This is a genomic window from Acidobacteriota bacterium, assembly GCA_016716905.1.
Lineage (GTDB): Bacteria > Acidobacteriota > Vicinamibacteria > Vicinamibacterales > SCN-69-37 > SYFT01.
Genome location: JADJUS010000022.1, coordinates 592,979 through 609,229, shown reverse-complemented (window position 1 = coordinate 609,229; position 16,251 = coordinate 592,979). Strand labels below are relative to the sequence as shown.

Genomic DNA, 16,251 nt, shown 5'->3' with positions numbered 1-16,251 from the left:
TCCGTTGACCGCCGGGCCGCTGCCGGGCGTAATCTTTCGCCCATGCTGCTGAACGCCGCGATGCAGAAGGAGCAAATCGACACCGACCTGCCGGCGGCCATCGCGTCGGCACGAATGGGGACGTCGGTGTAGCCTAAGAGCCCGATGAAAAATACGGCATGGAGCCTTGCGCGGCGAGGAATATTGGCCGCACTCGCTGCGCTGACCTTGTGGGCTCAGGCGCCGGCAATCGAAGGCCTCGCGCAGACGCCTGAATTAAAGGCCATCGACGGCGTTCTGGTCTCCGGGGCATACAAGGATCAACTGTTGATGTTTGTGTTGGACACTGGCACGACCACGTCCTTCATTGACATCAGAGTGGCGAAAGCCGCCGGAGGAAAGCTCTCGGATGTCCTGAACGTTGGCGTAATTGGTCCAGGCGTGCGGCAGGCGGGTGTGCTGAGCCGGGCACTTCAGATTCAGTTCCCGTTTGCGGGCGGATCAATTGACCATGACTTTCTCCGGGTCGAAGACTACGCCCGCGCGTCAGCCCTGGTCGGACGCGACATACACGGCATTCTCGGTGCTGATTTTTTTCGGCGATTTGTCGTGGAGATCGACTACCTGGGTGAGCGAGTGCTTCTCCACCATCGGAGTTTCAGGGCGCCAGCACACGCCGTCCTTGTCCCCATGAGGTTTGCGATCGATCGCACGCCGGTTGTCGAGATGCGGATGCATCTGCCGGCGGGCAAGGTGGTCAAGGTCCGAGCCATCGTTGACACTGGCAACTCAGGCAGCGCCATCACCACGGAAGAGTTCGCGCGTCGGCATCGCCTGCCAGAGCTTCTGGGCGGCGTGGCCATGCCGTTGGGCGAAGGGCTGGGTGGCAAGTTCTCTGGGCATCGCGCAAGGGTGCCCGTGCTGGAACTGGGAGAGTTTCGCCTGCCTGAGAGCATCGTGAGTTTGCCTGACCGAAACTCAGGCGTCCTTTCAAGCAGCCGGCAGTTCGACTTGAATGTCGGTGCGAGCGTGCTGAAGCGGTTTTCGGTGTTCTTCGACTACGGCCGAGCCAGGATGGCGTTGGTGCCAAACGAACGCATCAACGACCCGTTTGACGGCACCATGAGCGGTCTGCAGCTGGCGACGCTCGGTTCGCCGCACGATCGGGTGATGGTTGAAGGTGTCATCCCGGATTCACCGGCCGCGCAGGCGGGATTTGAGCCGGGCGACGAGATCATTGAAGTGAACGGTGAGCGCCTGGCTCCGCTGGCTCTGGTGGATCTGTTCAAGCGTCTGCGGCAGCCGGAAGGGACTGAGATCAAATTGACCGCGCGTCGGCGAAATATGCGCGGCGTGCTGACGCTGACCCTTCGGCGGATGGTGGAGCCCTAGAATGTTCGATATGCACGGACTGATGTTGACAGTGCGCCGCGCCAGACGCGCGGCTGTCGCCGTGGTGTGCGTGTGTGCCGTCGCGCCGGCCGGCGCGCAGCAACCGCCACCCGACGCGAGCTTCGTGCTCGAGAAGGTGGCCGTCACGGGACTGAAACGGTACTCAGCCGAAGAGGTCGTGCGCACGAGCGGGTTGTCGGCCGGCACATCGGTACGCCTTGCGGAACTGGAAGGTGCCGCTAGTCGCATGGCCGAGACCGGCCTGTTCGACAAGGTCTCGTACCGATACGCCACTGCCAGCAACCGCGTCACTGTCACTCTTGAGATTGTGGAAGCGACCTGGACGATGCCGGTCGTGTTCGACAACTTTGTGTGGATGACTGCGGCCGAGCTCACTGGTGAGGTCGGCCGCGACATGCCGACGTTCGACGGCACGGTGCCCGGCAACGACGGCGCGCGAATCACCCTGGCGAAGGCACTCCAGAAGTCGGTGGCCAGTCGAGGCCTGCCGGGTGCGGTCGAGGTTGTGCCGTTCTTGAATCTCAAGACCAAGGCTCAGCAATACGTGGCCAAGGTGACGAACCCGAGCCCCCGCGTGTGCGCCGTGCGGACGACCGGCACGTCGCCGGCGATGGAGAAGGAAGTGAAGGCAGTCACGGACCCGCTTTCGGGTACCGACTATTCGCGGGCGTATCTGGTGGGCATGTCAGCCGGTACCCTGCTTGGCGTGTATCACAAGCGCGGACACTGGGCCGCGGTTGTTGGTGCGCCGGAGGCGTCCTTTGATTCGAGTTGCGGTGGCGTCGTGGTCAGCCTGGCCTTTGATGAAGGCTCGGTGTATCAGTGGGACGGCGCCGACTGGAATGGCAACTCGCGGCTCCCGGCCGATCAATTGATCCCCTTGCTTCCTTTCCGCTCGGGCGACGTGGCAGACAGCACAAAACTCGACGACGGAATCCGCAGGGTCCGGGACCTGTACGGCACCGTGGGCCACCTCGCGGCAGCCGTGACGTATGTGGCGCACGTCACTCCGTCTACGCAAAGAGTGCGCTTTGCGATGGAAGTCGCCGAGGGGCCGCAGTTCCGAATGGGCACGCTGACGGTCACCGGTCTGGCACCCCAGGATGCGGCCAACCTGCAGAAGAAATGGAAGCTGAAGCCCGGCGACGTCTATAGCACCGCTGCGGCACAGGTGTTCTTTCGAGAGGAACTGGTCCCGTTGCTGCGGCAAAAAGGACTGAGGTCGGACGGCCTCGAACTCAAGGCCGGCACCGTTCCCCAGACTTTAGACGTCACCATCAACGCCAGGAAGTGACCCCTGGACTCCAGGACTCCGGGACCCCGACAACCAGCACCGACCCCGAGCAAGAGGGCCGTGGACGTGCCCCTGCGCATCTTTGAGCCACCGGTGCGCCGCTGGTTCACCGCCGTCTTTGATGCGCCGACACCCGCCCAGACGGCGGGCTGGCCCGCCATTGCGTCGGGCGACTCCACACTGATCCTCGCGCCCACCGGATCGGGAAAGACGCTTGCGGCGTTCTTGTGGTGCCTCAACAGGCTGATGTTCCAGCCGGTGCCGGCCAGGCTTGAGCGCTGTCGCGTGTTGTACGTCTCGCCCCTCAAGGCACTGGCGGTTGACGTGGAACGGAATCTCCGCGCACCGCTTGTGGGCATCAGCAATGCCGCAGCGGCCCTTGGTGTGGAGGTCAACGTCCCCGTCATCGGCATGCGCACCGGCGACACCCCGGCGGCTGACCGCGCGCGATTCCAGCGGACGCCTTCCGACATTCTGATCACAACTCCCGAGTCGCTGTACCTGCTGCTCACGTCGAACGCGCGGTCGGTGCTCGCGTCGGTGGAAACCGTCATCATCGATGAGATTCATGCGCTGGTGCCGACCAAGCGTGGTGCGCATCTGATGCTGTCGCTCGAACGGCTGCAGGCTTTGCGACGGGGGCCGCTGCAACGCATCGGCCTTTCCGCCACACAACGTCCCCTTGATGAAGTGGCGAGGTTCCTTGGAGGCGTTGAGAAGCCGGCCAGTCGCCGCGCGGGTCGTCCTGCCTCGAAGGCGCCCGTCCGCACTGGACACGCTCATAAGGACATTCACGACGAGTTTGCCGCGACCTCGACCACGCCGGCCCGTTTTCGACCGGTCACGATCGTCGATGCGGGTGTCAGGCGCCCCATCAAACTGCACGTGGAGGTTCCGGTGGAAGACCTCTCACGCATTGGCCAGGTGACTGACGTCGCGAGCGGTCCGGCCTCGGCCACCCAGCGTGCGTCGATCTGGACCGCGATTCATCCACGGCTCGTCGAGCTCATCCGGGCGCACAAGTCGACACTGGTCTTCGTGAACAGTCGCCGGCTGGCCGAACGTCTCGCTGCCGCGATCAACGAGCTCGCCGGTGAAACGATCGCGCGTTCGCACCACGGATCGCTAGCCCGGGAACAGCGCGTAGAGATCGAAGATCGACTCAAGGCTGGATTGTTGCCGGCGCTGATCGCGACGTCTTCGCTGGAACTGGGCATCGACATGGGCGCGATCGATCTGGTGATTCAGATCGAAGCACCCTCGTCCGTGTCCAGCGGTCTGCAACGCATCGGCCGCGCCGGGCATCGGATCGATGCGGTGAGCGAGGGCGTGATCATCCCGAAGTTCCGCGGCGACCTGCTCGCGTGCGCGGCCGTGGCGAAACTGATGCACGAAGGGAAGGTAGAGGCGTCACGCTACCCCCGTAACCCGCTGGACGTGCTCGCACAACAGATTGTCGCCATGGTCGCCGTGGAGGACATGCGCGATCAGGACCTGTTCGACATAGTCCGCCGTGCCGCCCCGTTTGAGTCGATCAGCCGGTCGGTGTTCGACGGCGTCCTCGACATGTTGTCGGGACGGTACCCGTCCGATGAATTCGCTGAACTCCGGCCGCGCGTCACCTGGAATCGGGCCACCGGCGCGCTCAGTACCCGCAGCGGTGCGAAACGGCTCGCGATTGCCAATGCCGGCACCATCCCCGACCGTGGACTGTACGGCGTGTTCCTCGCGGGTTCGGGTCGCGGCAGCGTCCGCGTAGGTGAACTCGACGAGGAGATGGTCTTTGAGACGAAAGTCGGCGAGACCTTCGTTCTGGGCGCGTCAAGCTGGCGCGTGGAGGAGATCACGCACGACCGTGTCCTGGTGACGCCTGCGCCAGGGCAGCCGGGCAAGATGCCGTTCTGGAAAGGTGACCGCGCCGGACGGCCGCTCGAACTGGGCATCGCCATCGGCGCGTTGACGCACTCGATCGCGAGCTGGCCTGACGCAACCGCCGTCGCCCATCTGACGCGGGACCATGACCTGACCCCGGTCGCGGCGGAGAACCTGGTGCGGTATGTCCGCGACCAGGCCGCCGCTGGGGCTGTGCCCGACGCCGACACGGTCGTCATCGAACGCGTCCGCGACGAACTGGGTGACTGGCGCGTGTGCCTGCTCTCGCCCCGCGGTGGACGCATCCATGCGCCATGGTGCATGGCGGTGGCCGGCAAAATCCGTCGCGAGCTTGGCGTGGACGCCGAGACCTTGTGGTCTGACGACGGGTTTGTGGTGCGGCTGCCTGACGTGGATGTACCGCCAGATGCGGAGTTGCTGCTGCCGGACCCGGAAGAAGTAGAGGCGCTGGTGTTGCAGCAGTTGGGCGGCACGGCGCTCTTTGCCGCGCGGTTCCGAGAAAATGCGGGGCGATCCCTGCTGCTCCCCAAGCGACGCGCCGGCATGCGTGCGCCACTATGGCAGCAACGCAAGAAGGCCGGCGACCTTCTCGCCGTGGCGGCTCGCTTCGGGTCGTTCCCCGTGTTGCTCGAGACGTACCGTGAATGCCTGCGCGACATCTTCGATATGCCCGCCCTGGTAGACACGCTGCTGCAGATTCGCAAGCGGTCGATCAAGGTGGCGATTGTGGATCCGCGGACACCGTCGCCGTTTGCCGCGTCGTTGTTGTTTGGATACGTGGCGAATTTTCTGTACGACGGCGATGCGCCGCTGGCCGAGCGGCGCGCCCAGGCGCTGTCTGTGGACCAGACACAACTGCGCGACCTCATTGGTGACGCGGAGTTGCGCGACTTGCTCAACGCCGGAGAAATTGCCGCGGTGGAGCTGCAGTTGCAGCACCTCGACGACACGCGTCGCGCGCGAACGGTGGACGCACTCCACGACCTGCTGCTCGAGATTGGTGATCTGTCGGCAGAGGAACTTGCGGCCCGGTCGGAACCAGGCCTGGCCGATCGAGCCATTCCCGATCTGCTCTCGGACCGGCGCGTAGTCGCACTGCCCATCGGCGGCGAGCTGCGGTATGTGGCCGTCGAAGATGTCGCGCGGTATCGCGACGCGCTGGGAGCGCCCTTACCGGCCGGCATTCCGGAAGCGCTCCGCATGCCCGTGGCCGACCCCGCCGGCGACCTGATATCGCGCTTCGCCCGCACACACGGCCCGTTTCACCCGGTGGATGCCGCAAGGCGCTTCGCCATGCCTGAAGCGGCCGTGCGCGGTGCCCTGGCCGCGCTGGTCGCGCGTGGACGCGTCATCGAGGGCGAATTCCGTCCCGGCGGTACCGAGCGCGAGTTTGTGGACGTGAACGTCCTTCGCCAGCTTCGCCGCCGTTCGCTCGCACGCCTGAGGCGTGAGGTTGAGGCGGTGGACCCTGCGGCCCTCGGCCGATTTGCCGTGACGTGGCATGCACTTGGTGGCCGTCGTTCCGGTCCGGATGCGCTGCTCGACGTGATCGAGCAGCTCCAGGGCGCGGCGCTGCCCGCATCAATTCTCGAACACGAAATTCTGGGCGCCCGGTTGCACGGCTATTCGCCCGAATGGCTGGACACCCTGGCTGCGGCGGGCGAGATCCGCTGGGTGGGGGTGGAGCCGCTCGGACAGCGCGATGGCCGCGTGGCGTTGTACCTGAGCGACCAGATGGCCGCGTTGCTGCCGGACCCGTCCGGGGATCCACCCACCGAACGCGAGCAGAAGATCCTCGACTGGCTCTCGCGGCACGGCGCGTCATTTTTCGATGGCGTGCACGAAGCGGCCGGCGGCGGATTCCCAGGCGAAACCGTTGACGCGTTGTGGCAGCTCGTGTGGCGCGGCCTCGTGAGCAACGACGCGTTCTTCGCCCTGCGTGCGTACACCACGCGACATGAAAAGCGTCGGCGCGTCCAGCCATCCTCCGCGTTCAGGTCGCGACGGCTTGTGCCGCGGACCGCGGAAGGCCGCTGGACGCTGGCTCGCGCCGCCACGGCCATGGCCCCTGCCGTGCGCATGACGAGTGTGGTTCGACAGCTGCTAAGCCGGCATGGCGTGCTCACCCGCGAGGCGCTCGCGAGTGAAGGCCTCAAGGGCGGCTTCACCGGGATCTACCCTGCGCTCAAGGCGATGGACGACGCCGGGCGGGTCAGGCGCGGCTACTTTGTCGCCGGCCTTGGCGCCACCCAGTTCGCGCTGCCTGGTGCGCTGGACCTGCTGCGGTCGCTGCGAGAGGCCGGCCCCGACGCACGTGCCGTCACCATGGCCGCAGCCGACCCGGCCAATCCGTACGGCACGTCGTTGCCCTGGCCACTGCCCGACCTCACCCGTGTGGTGGGTGCCACCGTCATCGTCGTTGACGGTGAAATGAGTGCGTATGTCGCGCGCGGCAATCGCGAGATCACCGTCAATCTCCCTGAGGTCGAGCCGTTTCGAACGCGCCGGGCTCAGGCCACCGCGGCCCAGCTTGCATCGTTCGCCCGAGGCGACCGGCGGGGTCATCGCGCGATGCTCATCACTACGATCAGCGGTGTCCGGGCAGTGGACCACCCGTTTGTGTCCTGGCTGGAAGAGGCCGGCTTCACGCGCGGCGCTCTGGGGCTGCATATGCCGCGACGCGACGGCTCGGCAACAGACCCGCCGCCGGATGACGACTCAGGGGTGGGGGACGAGGGTGCCTGAAGGCGACACGATCTTCCGGGCGGCACGCACGCTCCACCGCGCACTCGCCGGCCTCGTCATCACCGCGTTCGAGTCGCAATTGTCACAACTTGTCGTCGTCGATCGCCGTGCGCCGATCGCCGGGCGCTCCGTTGACGGCGTCACGGCCCGGGGCAAGCACCTGTTGATCGCATTGTCAGGTGATCTCGTTTTGCGATCGCACATGCGAATGAACGGAAGCTGGCACATCTATCGGCCCTGAGAACGGTGGAGGGCGCCACGGCGCAACGCCCGGATTGTGATCACGACCGACGCGTGGATCGCGATCGCGTTCTCGGTGCAGGACGCCGAATTCCTGACGCAGAAGGAACTGGAGCGGCATGCCCGCGTCACGGCACTGGGTCCCGACTTGCTGGCTCCAGACGTGGACCTGGCCGCAGCACGCGATCGCATTCGCGCGATGCCCGCGCGTCATATCGCCGAAGCCCTCTTGCGGCAGCAATCGGTGGCCGGGCTTGGCAATGTCTACAAGTCTGAATTGTTGTTCTTGTGCGGCGTGCATCCGTTCGTCGCCGTGCCGGCGGTGTCGGAAACGCAACTCGACGATCTACTCGAGCGAGCCCGAATGCTGATCAGGCTGAATGTGCAGGACGACACCATCGCCGGCACGGCGGGCGGGCGGATGACGACCGGTCGCCTGAATCGGGACGAAAAGCTCTGGGTCTACGGGCGAGCTGGAAAGCCCTGCCTCAAGTGTGGCGCAGCGATTTGTTCAGCCACTGAGACTGAGGGGCGCCGAACGTATTGGTGCCCAGCTTGTCAGCCGGCGTCGTCGGGCCCGGGAGTGCCCGGCCTCGCGCCCGACACCCCCTGAGCGCAGCACCCGGATCCTGATCTATAGTCAGGCACCCCAACCCTTCCGGAGGACGTTATGCGCAGACTCTCGATGGCTTTTGTCCTGTTCACGATGCTGGCCACCGTTCTCGGTGCCCAACAAGCTGCGGCGCCCGCCGCGAATCCGCGATTCGGCAAATGGCTGATCAAGGCCACGGACCCGACTCGCCCGTCCACGAACGTCATGACCTACGAGCCACACGAAGGCACCGGCATGAAGGTCACAATCAATCAACTGCAGCCCGACGGCACGCTGACCCCGCAGTGGGGTTACACAACGATGTTCGACAACAAGGAAACGCCGATGACCGGCTCGCGGAGCGCAGAGACCGCCGCCGTCCGGATGGTGGGCGAGCGCACCGCCGAGATCACCTACCGGCGTGATGGGCGCATCAGGCAGCAACTGACCAACGTCTTGTCGCCCGACGGCAACACGATCGGCATCATCTACATGAACTACGGTGCCGACGGCAAACCGGACACAGTGTCGTTCGCCACCTACGAACGAATGAAGTAGGCCGTCCCTCTTCGGAGGCCGGACCTTCAGGTCCGGCATCGTAGCCGGGTCTAAAGACCCGGCCTCCGAAAGAATGAGCTCGGAGGCCGGCCCCAGTCTTCGGAGGCCGGGTCTTCAGACCCGGCGTGGCCGCCCGCTCTTCGGAGGCCGGGTCTTCAGACCCGGCGGCGCCAAGGTCACAGTGCACCTGCCCGGCACAGAGTTTGCTGCTCCACCGGCATGAGTCGTCCACACCGTCTGCCAGTCGCCGGCTGCTCCGGCGGCTACCGCCATTTCTTGACGATATGCACGCGCGATCGCCGTCCGCACTTTGTTGACTGTTCGGTGGTCGGTCTGACGACCGATCACTTTATTCAGACCGCGACACTCGAGGGGTTTGAAATTCTTGCGTACTGCTTCATGCCGGATCATCTCCACGCGCTCGTTGAAGGGTTGACGGAGGACGCGGACCTGCGCCGCTTCGTACGCTTGGCCAAGCAGCGCGCCGGGTTTTGGTTCGCGCGCGAGCGCCACGAGCGTCTGTGGCAAGAGAGCTTCTTCGACCGCACACTTCGGCAAGAGGATGATCTCGTCGATGTGATCCGGTATGTGATCGACAACCCGGTACGTGCCGGCTTGGTCGATGCGCAGGCTTCCTACAGGTTCTGGGGGTCACAAAAATACTCCCGCGAGGAAATCCTCGAGTTCATACAAGACGCCCGCCCACGCCGGGTCTGAAGACCCGGCCTCCGAAGAAGATCAGCCGGGTCTGAAGACCCGGCCTCCGAGGAGGATTGCCGGTCTACAATCTCCTCGTCTCGGAGGTCGGACCGTCCCTCTTCGGAGGCCGGGTCTTTAGACCCGGCGTGCCGCATCGGAGGCCGGACCTTCAGGTCCGGCAGTTGACGCGCAAATGGGAGAGCACTGATGAGAACCCGACAGATGATTGTGACGGCGGCCGGTGTCGTGTGTGTCGCAGCGTTCGCGACCACGACCGTTGCGATGCGCGCCGACACGTATCCGCGCCAGCCCGGCATCAGGATCACCAATTACACATTCGACTACACCCTCAGCGACGCCAGCAATGAGATGGTGGTAAAGCAGGGCGTGGACCTGACGTTCGTCCAGCCTGGCGTAAAGACCGTCGAGCTCGACCTGTGCAAGTTCAGTGCACAGCCTCGGCCCGCGCAGATGCCGAACGGCTTCGCTGATCCGTGCGCGGAACCGGGAGGCGGTGGCCGGGGCGGCGCGGCCACGGCACCAACCGGCGGCAAGGGCATGACAGTGACGTCGGTGGTGGCCGCCGGGCAGGCGCTGACGTGGCAGCACGACAACGACCGCCTGCGAGTGACTATGCCGCGCGGCTTCTCGCCAGGCGAGTCCTTCTCCTTCGCGATCGATTTCAAGGGTGTGCCCGCCACCGGCATCCTCATTGCCAACAACCGGCACGGTGACCGCGGCTGGGTCACGAATCCCTGGCCGAACAAGGCGCGCAACTTCCGCGCGGTCTTCGACCATCCGTCGATGAAGGCGACGCACACCACGTCGGTGACCGCGCCGGGCAAGTACCAGGTGGTCTCAAACGGGCTGCTCATCGAAGAAACGGACCTGCCCGGCGGCCTGCGGCGTACTGTCTGGAAAGAGGGCGTGCCCATCAGCACGTGGCTGATGTCGCTGGCGGTGGCACCGTACTCCGTCCAGCACTTTGGCTCCTATCGGGGAGCCTCGCTCTCATCGTGGGTCTTTCCGCAGGAACAGGAGGCCGGGCATCGGGCCTTCACTGCTCACACCCAGCCCGTACTCGAGTTCTTCACCGATCGCATTGGCCCCTTCCCGTACGAGAAGCTCGCTCAGGTGCAGGCCAATGGCGTCGGCGGGGGCATGGAACTCGCGTCCAGCATCTTCTACGGCTACGGCGCCACCGGGGCCGGCCGTCAGCTCATCGCGCACGAAATGGCGCATCAATACTGGGGTGATGCCGTCACCGAGTCCGATTGGGACGATGTGTGGTTGAGCGAAGGGTTTGCGACGTACTTCGCGTTGCTGTATCAGGAATTCGAGGACGGCCACGACGCGTTCCTCGAGGGCGTGCGCCGCGCCAAGGCCACAGCGCTGAACTACGCGATCGCCAATCCCGGCTCGACGATCATTCACGACGACCTTGCGGACATCAGCCGCGTCATCGCCAACGGCGCGCAGGTCTACCAGGGTGGCTCCCAAGTCCTCCACAACATCCGCGGCATCGTCGGCACCCAGACCTTCTGGGAGGGAATCCGCGCGTACTACGCGAAGTATCGCGATGGGACGGCCACCACTGCCGACTTCAGGCGGACGATGGAGGACGCGTGCCGGGCGGCCGGCGATCGGTGTCCGGCCGACGGCCGGGACCTGACGTGGTTGTTCACGCAGCTCCTGAATCGCGGCGGCGCCTTGCAGGTGACCGGTACGTGGACCTACGACGCGGCAGCGAAGCAGGTGCAGGTCACGCTGGAGCAGACGCAGCCGGCCGGGCTTTACCGAATGCCGATCGAGGTGCGCGTGTCCACGACGGCGCCTGCCCCTGCGGGTCGCGCAGGCGGGGCGCCGATGCCGCCCCAGACCAACCGCACGTCGCACATCGTGCAGCTCTCACAGAAGAGCCGGACCTTTTCCCTGCCGAGTGACGTCGAGCCCCTTGACGTTGAGCTCGATCCGGACGCATGGGTGTTCATGAGGGCCACGTTCGGCAAGAAGTGAACGTCAGTACCACGGGTCGGCGCCGGCCTTGCGCGCCGGTGGGGCGTCCTCCGCTGGCTGATGGAGGAGCATCCATGAGGTGCCGAACTTGTCGCGCAGCATCGCGAATCGATTGGCGAAGGGTGTCTGCTCCATCTTCATGAAGACCTGGCCGCCGTCGATGAGCAGCGCATACACGCGCTCGGCCGCCGCTTCACTCGGCAGACTCAGGGCCAGATAGGCGCTCCGCATGGGTTCCGCCGTCGGGATGTCCGCGCCCATGAGCTGCGTGGCGCCGATCTCGATTCGCGCATGCAGGACCTTGTCGCCCCAGTCGGCGGAGATGTTGGGATTGGGCTGATCGCCGTGCCGCGCCAGGCTCGTGATCCGGCCGCCCAGTTGTGTCTCGTAGAACTGGAAGGCTTCTTCGCAGTTGCCACGGTAGTTCAGGTAGATGTCGAGCTTCATGGGGTAATCTGCCTCCGGCGCATGGAACACCAGACCACACTCCTTCTGACGCTCGCGCTCGCGTTTGTCGCGGCGTTTATCCTAGGATTTGGCGCATCAAAACTCAAGCTGCCGCCGATGGTGGGCTACCTCCTGGCCGGCATCGCGATTGGTCCGTACACGCCAGGGTTTTCCGGCGACCCGGTCATCGCGGGGCAGTTGGCCGAGATCGGCGTCATCCTGCTGATGTTCGGCGTTGGCTTGCACTTCTCGATGGCCGACCTGATGGCCGTCAAGGGGATTGCCGTGCCAGGCGCGGTCGGGCAAATCGTGGTCGCGACCGCGATGGTGGTCGGTCTGACAACGATGTGGGGCTGGCCGCTGGGGGCCGGACTCGTGCTCGGACTCGCGCTGTCGGTGGCCAGCACCGTCGTCGTGCTGCGGGCGCTGGATGAGCGGCGCATGATCGAAGGCGCCAACGGACGCATTGCCATTGCGTGGCTCGTGGTCGAAGACCTGGCGATGGTGCTCACGCTGGTGCTGTTGCCGGCGCTGGCCGAGTTGACAGGCGTGCACCCTGCGGCTGGCGGCCATGCCGCCGCGACCGGCAACATTTGGTTACTTGTCGGCATCACTGTCGGCAAAGTCGCGCTGTTCCTCACCATCGTTGCCTGGGCTGGCCCCCGCGTTGTGCCATGGATGCTGCAGCAGGCCGCACGCACGGGGTCACACGAGCTGTTCACGCTGGCGGTGCTGGCCATATCCCTCGGCATCGCGTACGGGGCCGCCGCGTTTTTCGGCGTGTCGTTTGCGCTGGGCGCGTTCTGTGCGGGCGTCGTGCTGAGCAATTCGGAGTTGAGTCACCGTGCGGCGGAAGAGTCGTTGCCGCTGCAGCATGCGTTCTCGGTCGTGTTCTTCGTGTCGGTCGGCATGTTGTTCGACCCCTCCGTGCTGGTTCGCGAGCCGCTGGCCGTGTTGTCGGTGCTGGCGGTCATTTTGGTGGGGAAGTCGATTGCCGCGTTTCTGATCGTGCAGCTTCTTGGGTACCCCGTCAGCACGGCGCTCACGATTTCGGCGAGCCTCGCGCAAATCGGCGAGTTCTCGTTCATCCTGGCCACCCTCGGCATCTCGCTGGGCATGATGCCGGCCGAAGGCCGAGATCTGATCCTGGCCGGTGCGATCCTGTCCCTGACGCTGAACCCGCTGGCCTTTGCCGTGGTGACGCCGCTTCTGAACTGGATACGCCGGTGGCGGTCACTGCTGGTGCGGTTCGAGGGATCACAGGACCTGCGGCTGGCGCGGCTCCAGTCGTTGCTCGACGCGAATCGCACAGGCGGCCCCGCGTCCGTGCTCGGCGACGAACTCATCAGCCGATGGTGGGTCTTCGCGGGTCTCGATGCCGGCAAGCGTGCCGAACTGCTCTCGTTGTTCACCCCGCGTTCGGCGCGCCCGGGCGATCGCATCATTCGCAAAGGTGATCCGGCGGACGAAGTCTTCTTCATTTCGTCGGGAACGGTCGAAGTCGGTGTACGCGGTCGGAAGATTCGGCTGGGCCCCGGCGACTTCTTCGGCGAGATGGCGCTGCTCACCGGCGAGCCACGGTCCGCCGATGTCACGGCCATCGACTACACACAGCTCTTCACGCTCACCAAGGCCGGGTTCGAGCCGTTTGTGGCCAGACACCCGGAACTGCGAACGAGAATCGACCTGGTGGCCGTCCAACGAGCGGAGGAAAACGTCAGTACCCCGCGCCCAGCAGGATCGCGTTGATGAACAACAGTGCGGTGGCTTCCGTGAAGGCACGATAGTTCGGATCTTCGGCAAAGGCGATGACGTGGCCGCGGCCGACAGGGACGTGCATGAGGAACGACTTCTGCTGAATGAGATTGCGGGCCTCGGGCCACATGAAGCCGGCGGCCACCACACGGTCCTTCGCGGCATAGACGCCCACGTTTGTGCCGGCATCCAGTTTGACCGGCATGAACATCCGGCTCCCCTCCATCACCACCTGAATCTCATCGTCGAGCCCGGCCGAGAGCCAGTGTTCCTTGTCGAGCTTGACGCGCAGAATCGCGCCGGCGGTGCCGTCCGGTGAACCCCGTTCGATCTTGATGGCTGCGTTGTAGTCGAACTTCTCGATGTCGATCTTGGGCGGTGTCTTTTTCTCGTCAGCGGCGCCGGCGGCGGAACCGTCCCGCTGAAGCAGGTGCGTGGGCACAAGCCCGGCGCGTTCACTGGTGGCCCAGACCGACGCCTGGCCGATGGTGATGAGTGTGCCGCCGCGGCTCAGCCAGTCTTTGACGCGGCGCATCTGGTCGTCGCTGAAGGCGTAAGTGCCGGACGGCAACACCATGACGTCGTACAGGTTCAGATCGATCCGACCGAGTGACCCCGCGCGGACGGTGGTCACCGGTTGCTTCCACCGCTGCTCGAGCGCATACCGTGCCCAGCCGGCCGACAGGCTCGACGTCGGTGTATCCCAAAGCAGGAGCACTTTCGGCGCCTTGAGGGTGGCCGTTTCGTTGCTGCCAAGCGACACACCGCTCTCGACAAAAGCCGAGTCAATGGGCGTCAGCTCGATGCCGTGTTTCGCCACGGCTGCACTCAACCGCGCTACGACGTCGGGCACGTTGCCTTGAATGCGGATGAACGCGGAACCGGCGGGAAACGCGCGACCGCCGATCGTGAACGTCCGCGGCACGTTCGTCATCTTGACGCCGGCCTGCAACAGCTCCACGGCCGCCTCAGCCGCCTTGAGCCCCCACGGCATGATGTAGCCGACCTTGGCCGCCGCCAGCGGCGCTGGTGTGGTGGACGCAGTGGCCTCGCGCGGCACGATCGTCGATCGCGTGGTCACCGGCGTGGCATTCGGCACCACGTCGAGGTCGTACAACATCGCGAGGTTCCACGCGGTCACGTCGTAAATCTGATCGCCCAGTCCGCGTTGGCGCCGCCGCTCCTGTTCCTTGAGGAACGCCTCGTCCATCACGATGGAGGCGTCCAGCAGGTTGCGCACCAGGCGACCGGCCGGTTGGGCCAGTGGCACGATCAGTGAGCCTGCAGGCAGCGTGCGTGTGCCGACCTTGATGGCCTCGTCCGCGCGCCGCACGTCAATGCCTTGCGCCGCGAGACGCTGGGCCAGATGCATCGCACGGGCGGGGTCGGTGCCCGCATCAATCAGGTATTCCTTCGGACCGGTGTCGGCAAGGCGTGTGGCCGACTGGCGGTACGCCAGGAAGTCGCGGAGCATCGCCTCGCGGTTCTTCGCGGCAGTGATGGCTGTGGTGATGGCGGACGTGAAGTGTTTGATCACGCCCTCGCGATAGGTGAGCACTGTGCCATCCTGGCGCTGAAAACGGAGGCCACGCGCGGACGCCATTTCGAATGTCATGCCCACGGCACCGTGGAAGACGGGCCAGGAGTCGCCGTACCCGGGATAAAACGCGTCGTACACCTCGCGAACGAAATACCCGAAGCCCCTGCCGTCAAAGACCTCTCCGTTGGCGCGGCCCATGGCCTCAAGCCATTTGCGCTGCTCCTGTGTGATCAGCGGGTTGACCGGGTCGGCCGGTGGCGCGAAATAGTATTCGTTATCGCCACCCTGCTCATGAAGGTCCACGGCGACCTGGGGAAAGAAGTCGAGCATGATCTTGATGCGGCCCCTGGTTTCGGGCTGCGACATGGCAAACCAGTCTCGATTCATGTCGAACAGGTAGTGATTCGTACGGCCTCCGGGCCAGGGCTCGTCGTGTTCGGCCGATGCCGGGTCTGCGTCAGGCACACCGGCAGCGCGACCCTGCTGATTCGACGCCAAAAAGCGCGCGCGACCGTCGGGGTTCTGCGACGGGTCGATGAGTACCAGCGACTCGCGAAACACCGTGTCCACGTCGGCGTTTCCCTGTGCCGCCAGCAGGTGGTACGCCTCGGCCAGTGCGGCGTCAGCGCCCGAGATTTCGTTGCCGTGCACCGAATGGAACAGCCAGGTAATGACCGGCATCTCCCTGACGAGCTGGTCGAGTTCACCCTGCGTCGCACCGCGCGGATCACCCAGGCGCTGCATGCCCTTCTTGATCGCGTCCAACTGCGCGATGCGCGTCGGGTTGCCGACGACAAGCACGTGCAAGGGTCGATTCTCCCAGGTCCGCGCATATTCAATGAGGCGCGTCCGGTCCGGCGCCGCCGCGTTGAGCGCCTTCAGATACGTGGTGATGGCGTCGGGGGACGAAATCTCCTGACCGTGATCCCAGCCCAGCACGGCCGTGAGGGTGGGAATCTTCGGGTCATACCGGGTGCCGGGCCACAATTCCTGCGCATACGACAGGGCAGGCAGCACGCACACAAGGCAGGTCAACAGGAGACGCGAGAGGTGGGACATAGACAAAGAGTGTAGCCAGAT

Annotated in this window: 9 protein-coding genes and 1 pseudogene; 8 read left to right on the top strand and 2 right to left on the bottom strand. The window is 65.0% G+C overall.

What is annotated here, in order from left to right:
• The first annotated feature begins 144 nt into the window (after positions 1 to 144).
• The 7 genes and pseudogenes from IPL75_18675 (at position 145) to IPL75_18645 (ending at position 11,429) form a co-directional block, all read left to right on the top strand.
• Positions 145 to 1,371: an aspartyl protease family protein gene (locus IPL75_18675; GenBank protein ID MBK9242221.1), complete on the top strand. Its 1,227-nt coding sequence runs from the start codon at positions 145 to 147 to the stop codon at positions 1,369 to 1,371.
• Between the two features lie 10 nt (positions 1,372 to 1,381).
• Entirely contained in the window at positions 1,382 to 2,686 is a 1,305-nt protein-coding gene (locus IPL75_18670) for a hypothetical protein (GenBank protein MBK9242220.1), read from the top strand.
• A 60-nt stretch (positions 2,687 to 2,746) separates the two neighbouring features.
• Positions 2,747 to 7,324: a DEAD/DEAH box helicase gene (locus IPL75_18665; protein MBK9242219.1), complete on the top strand. Its 4,578-nt coding sequence runs from the start codon at positions 2,747 to 2,749 to the stop codon at positions 7,322 to 7,324.
• Positions 7,317 to 8,177 (top strand): annotated as a pseudogene (locus tag IPL75_18660) (Fpg/Nei family DNA glycosylase). Before IPL75_18665 ends, IPL75_18660 begins: the two are co-directional and overlap by 8 nt.
• Positions 8,178 to 8,249: 72 nt before the next feature.
• Positions 8,250 to 8,714: a hypothetical protein gene (locus IPL75_18655; GenBank protein MBK9242218.1), complete on the top strand. Its 465-nt coding sequence runs from the start codon at positions 8,250 to 8,252 to the stop codon at positions 8,712 to 8,714.
• A gap of 219 nt (positions 8,715 to 8,933) precedes the next feature.
• Positions 8,934 to 9,431 carry a transposase gene (locus tag IPL75_18650; GenBank protein MBK9242217.1) on the top strand — a complete coding sequence of 166 codons (498 nt, stop codon included), beginning with the start codon at positions 8,934 to 8,936 and terminating at the stop codon, positions 9,429 to 9,431.
• Between the two features lie 189 nt (positions 9,432 to 9,620).
• Positions 9,621 to 11,429: a hypothetical protein gene (locus tag IPL75_18645; protein MBK9242216.1), complete on the top strand. Its 1,809-nt coding sequence runs from the start codon at positions 9,621 to 9,623 to the stop codon at positions 11,427 to 11,429.
• Positions 11,430 to 11,432: 3 nt separating this feature from the next.
• Here the strand turns inward: IPL75_18645 and IPL75_18640 are convergent, their stop codons facing one another.
• Positions 11,433 to 11,876, bottom strand: a complete 444-nt coding sequence (locus IPL75_18640) for a VOC family protein (GenBank protein MBK9242215.1) — start codon at positions 11,874 to 11,876, stop codon at positions 11,433 to 11,435.
• 21 nt (positions 11,877 to 11,897) lie between these two features.
• On the opposite strand from IPL75_18640, the gene IPL75_18635 reads away from it, so the two are divergent.
• Positions 11,898 to 13,625 carry a cation:proton antiporter gene (locus IPL75_18635; GenBank protein ID MBK9242214.1) on the top strand — a complete coding sequence of 576 codons (1,728 nt, stop codon included), beginning with the start codon at positions 11,898 to 11,900 and terminating at the stop codon, positions 13,623 to 13,625.
• On the opposite strand, the gene IPL75_18630 is transcribed toward IPL75_18635, so the two are convergent.
• Positions 13,594 to 16,230: a hypothetical protein gene (locus IPL75_18630; protein ID MBK9242213.1), complete on the bottom strand. Its 2,637-nt coding sequence runs from the start codon at positions 16,228 to 16,230 to the stop codon at positions 13,594 to 13,596. The two genes, IPL75_18635 and IPL75_18630, sit on opposite strands and share 32 nt — an antisense overlap.
• Positions 16,231 to 16,251 lie beyond the last annotated feature (21 nt).

Bases quoted from the DNA above. Each gene is read 5' to 3' on its own strand.
- IPL75_18635 (MBK9242214.1), top strand. From the start codon at position 11,898: ATGGAACACCAGACCACACTCCTTCTGACGCTCGCGCTCGCGTTTGTC.
- IPL75_18650 (MBK9242217.1), top strand. From the start codon at position 8,934: ATGAGTCGTCCACACCGTCTGCCAGTCGCCGGCTGCTCCGGCGGCTAC.
- IPL75_18645 (MBK9242216.1), top strand. From the start codon at position 9,621: ATGAGAACCCGACAGATGATTGTGACGGCGGCCGGTGTCGTGTGTGTC.
- IPL75_18655 (MBK9242218.1), top strand. From the start codon at position 8,250: ATGGCTTTTGTCCTGTTCACGATGCTGGCCACCGTTCTCGGTGCCCAA.
- IPL75_18675 (MBK9242221.1), top strand. From the start codon at position 145: ATGAAAAATACGGCATGGAGCCTTGCGCGGCGAGGAATATTGGCCGCA.
- IPL75_18670 (MBK9242220.1), top strand. From the start codon at position 1,382: ATGCACGGACTGATGTTGACAGTGCGCCGCGCCAGACGCGCGGCTGTC.
- IPL75_18640 (MBK9242215.1), bottom strand. From the start codon at position 11,876: ATGAAGCTCGACATCTACCTGAACTACCGTGGCAACTGCGAAGAAGCC.
- IPL75_18630 (MBK9242213.1), bottom strand. From the start codon at position 16,230: ATGTCCCACCTCTCGCGTCTCCTGTTGACCTGCCTTGTGTGCGTGCTG.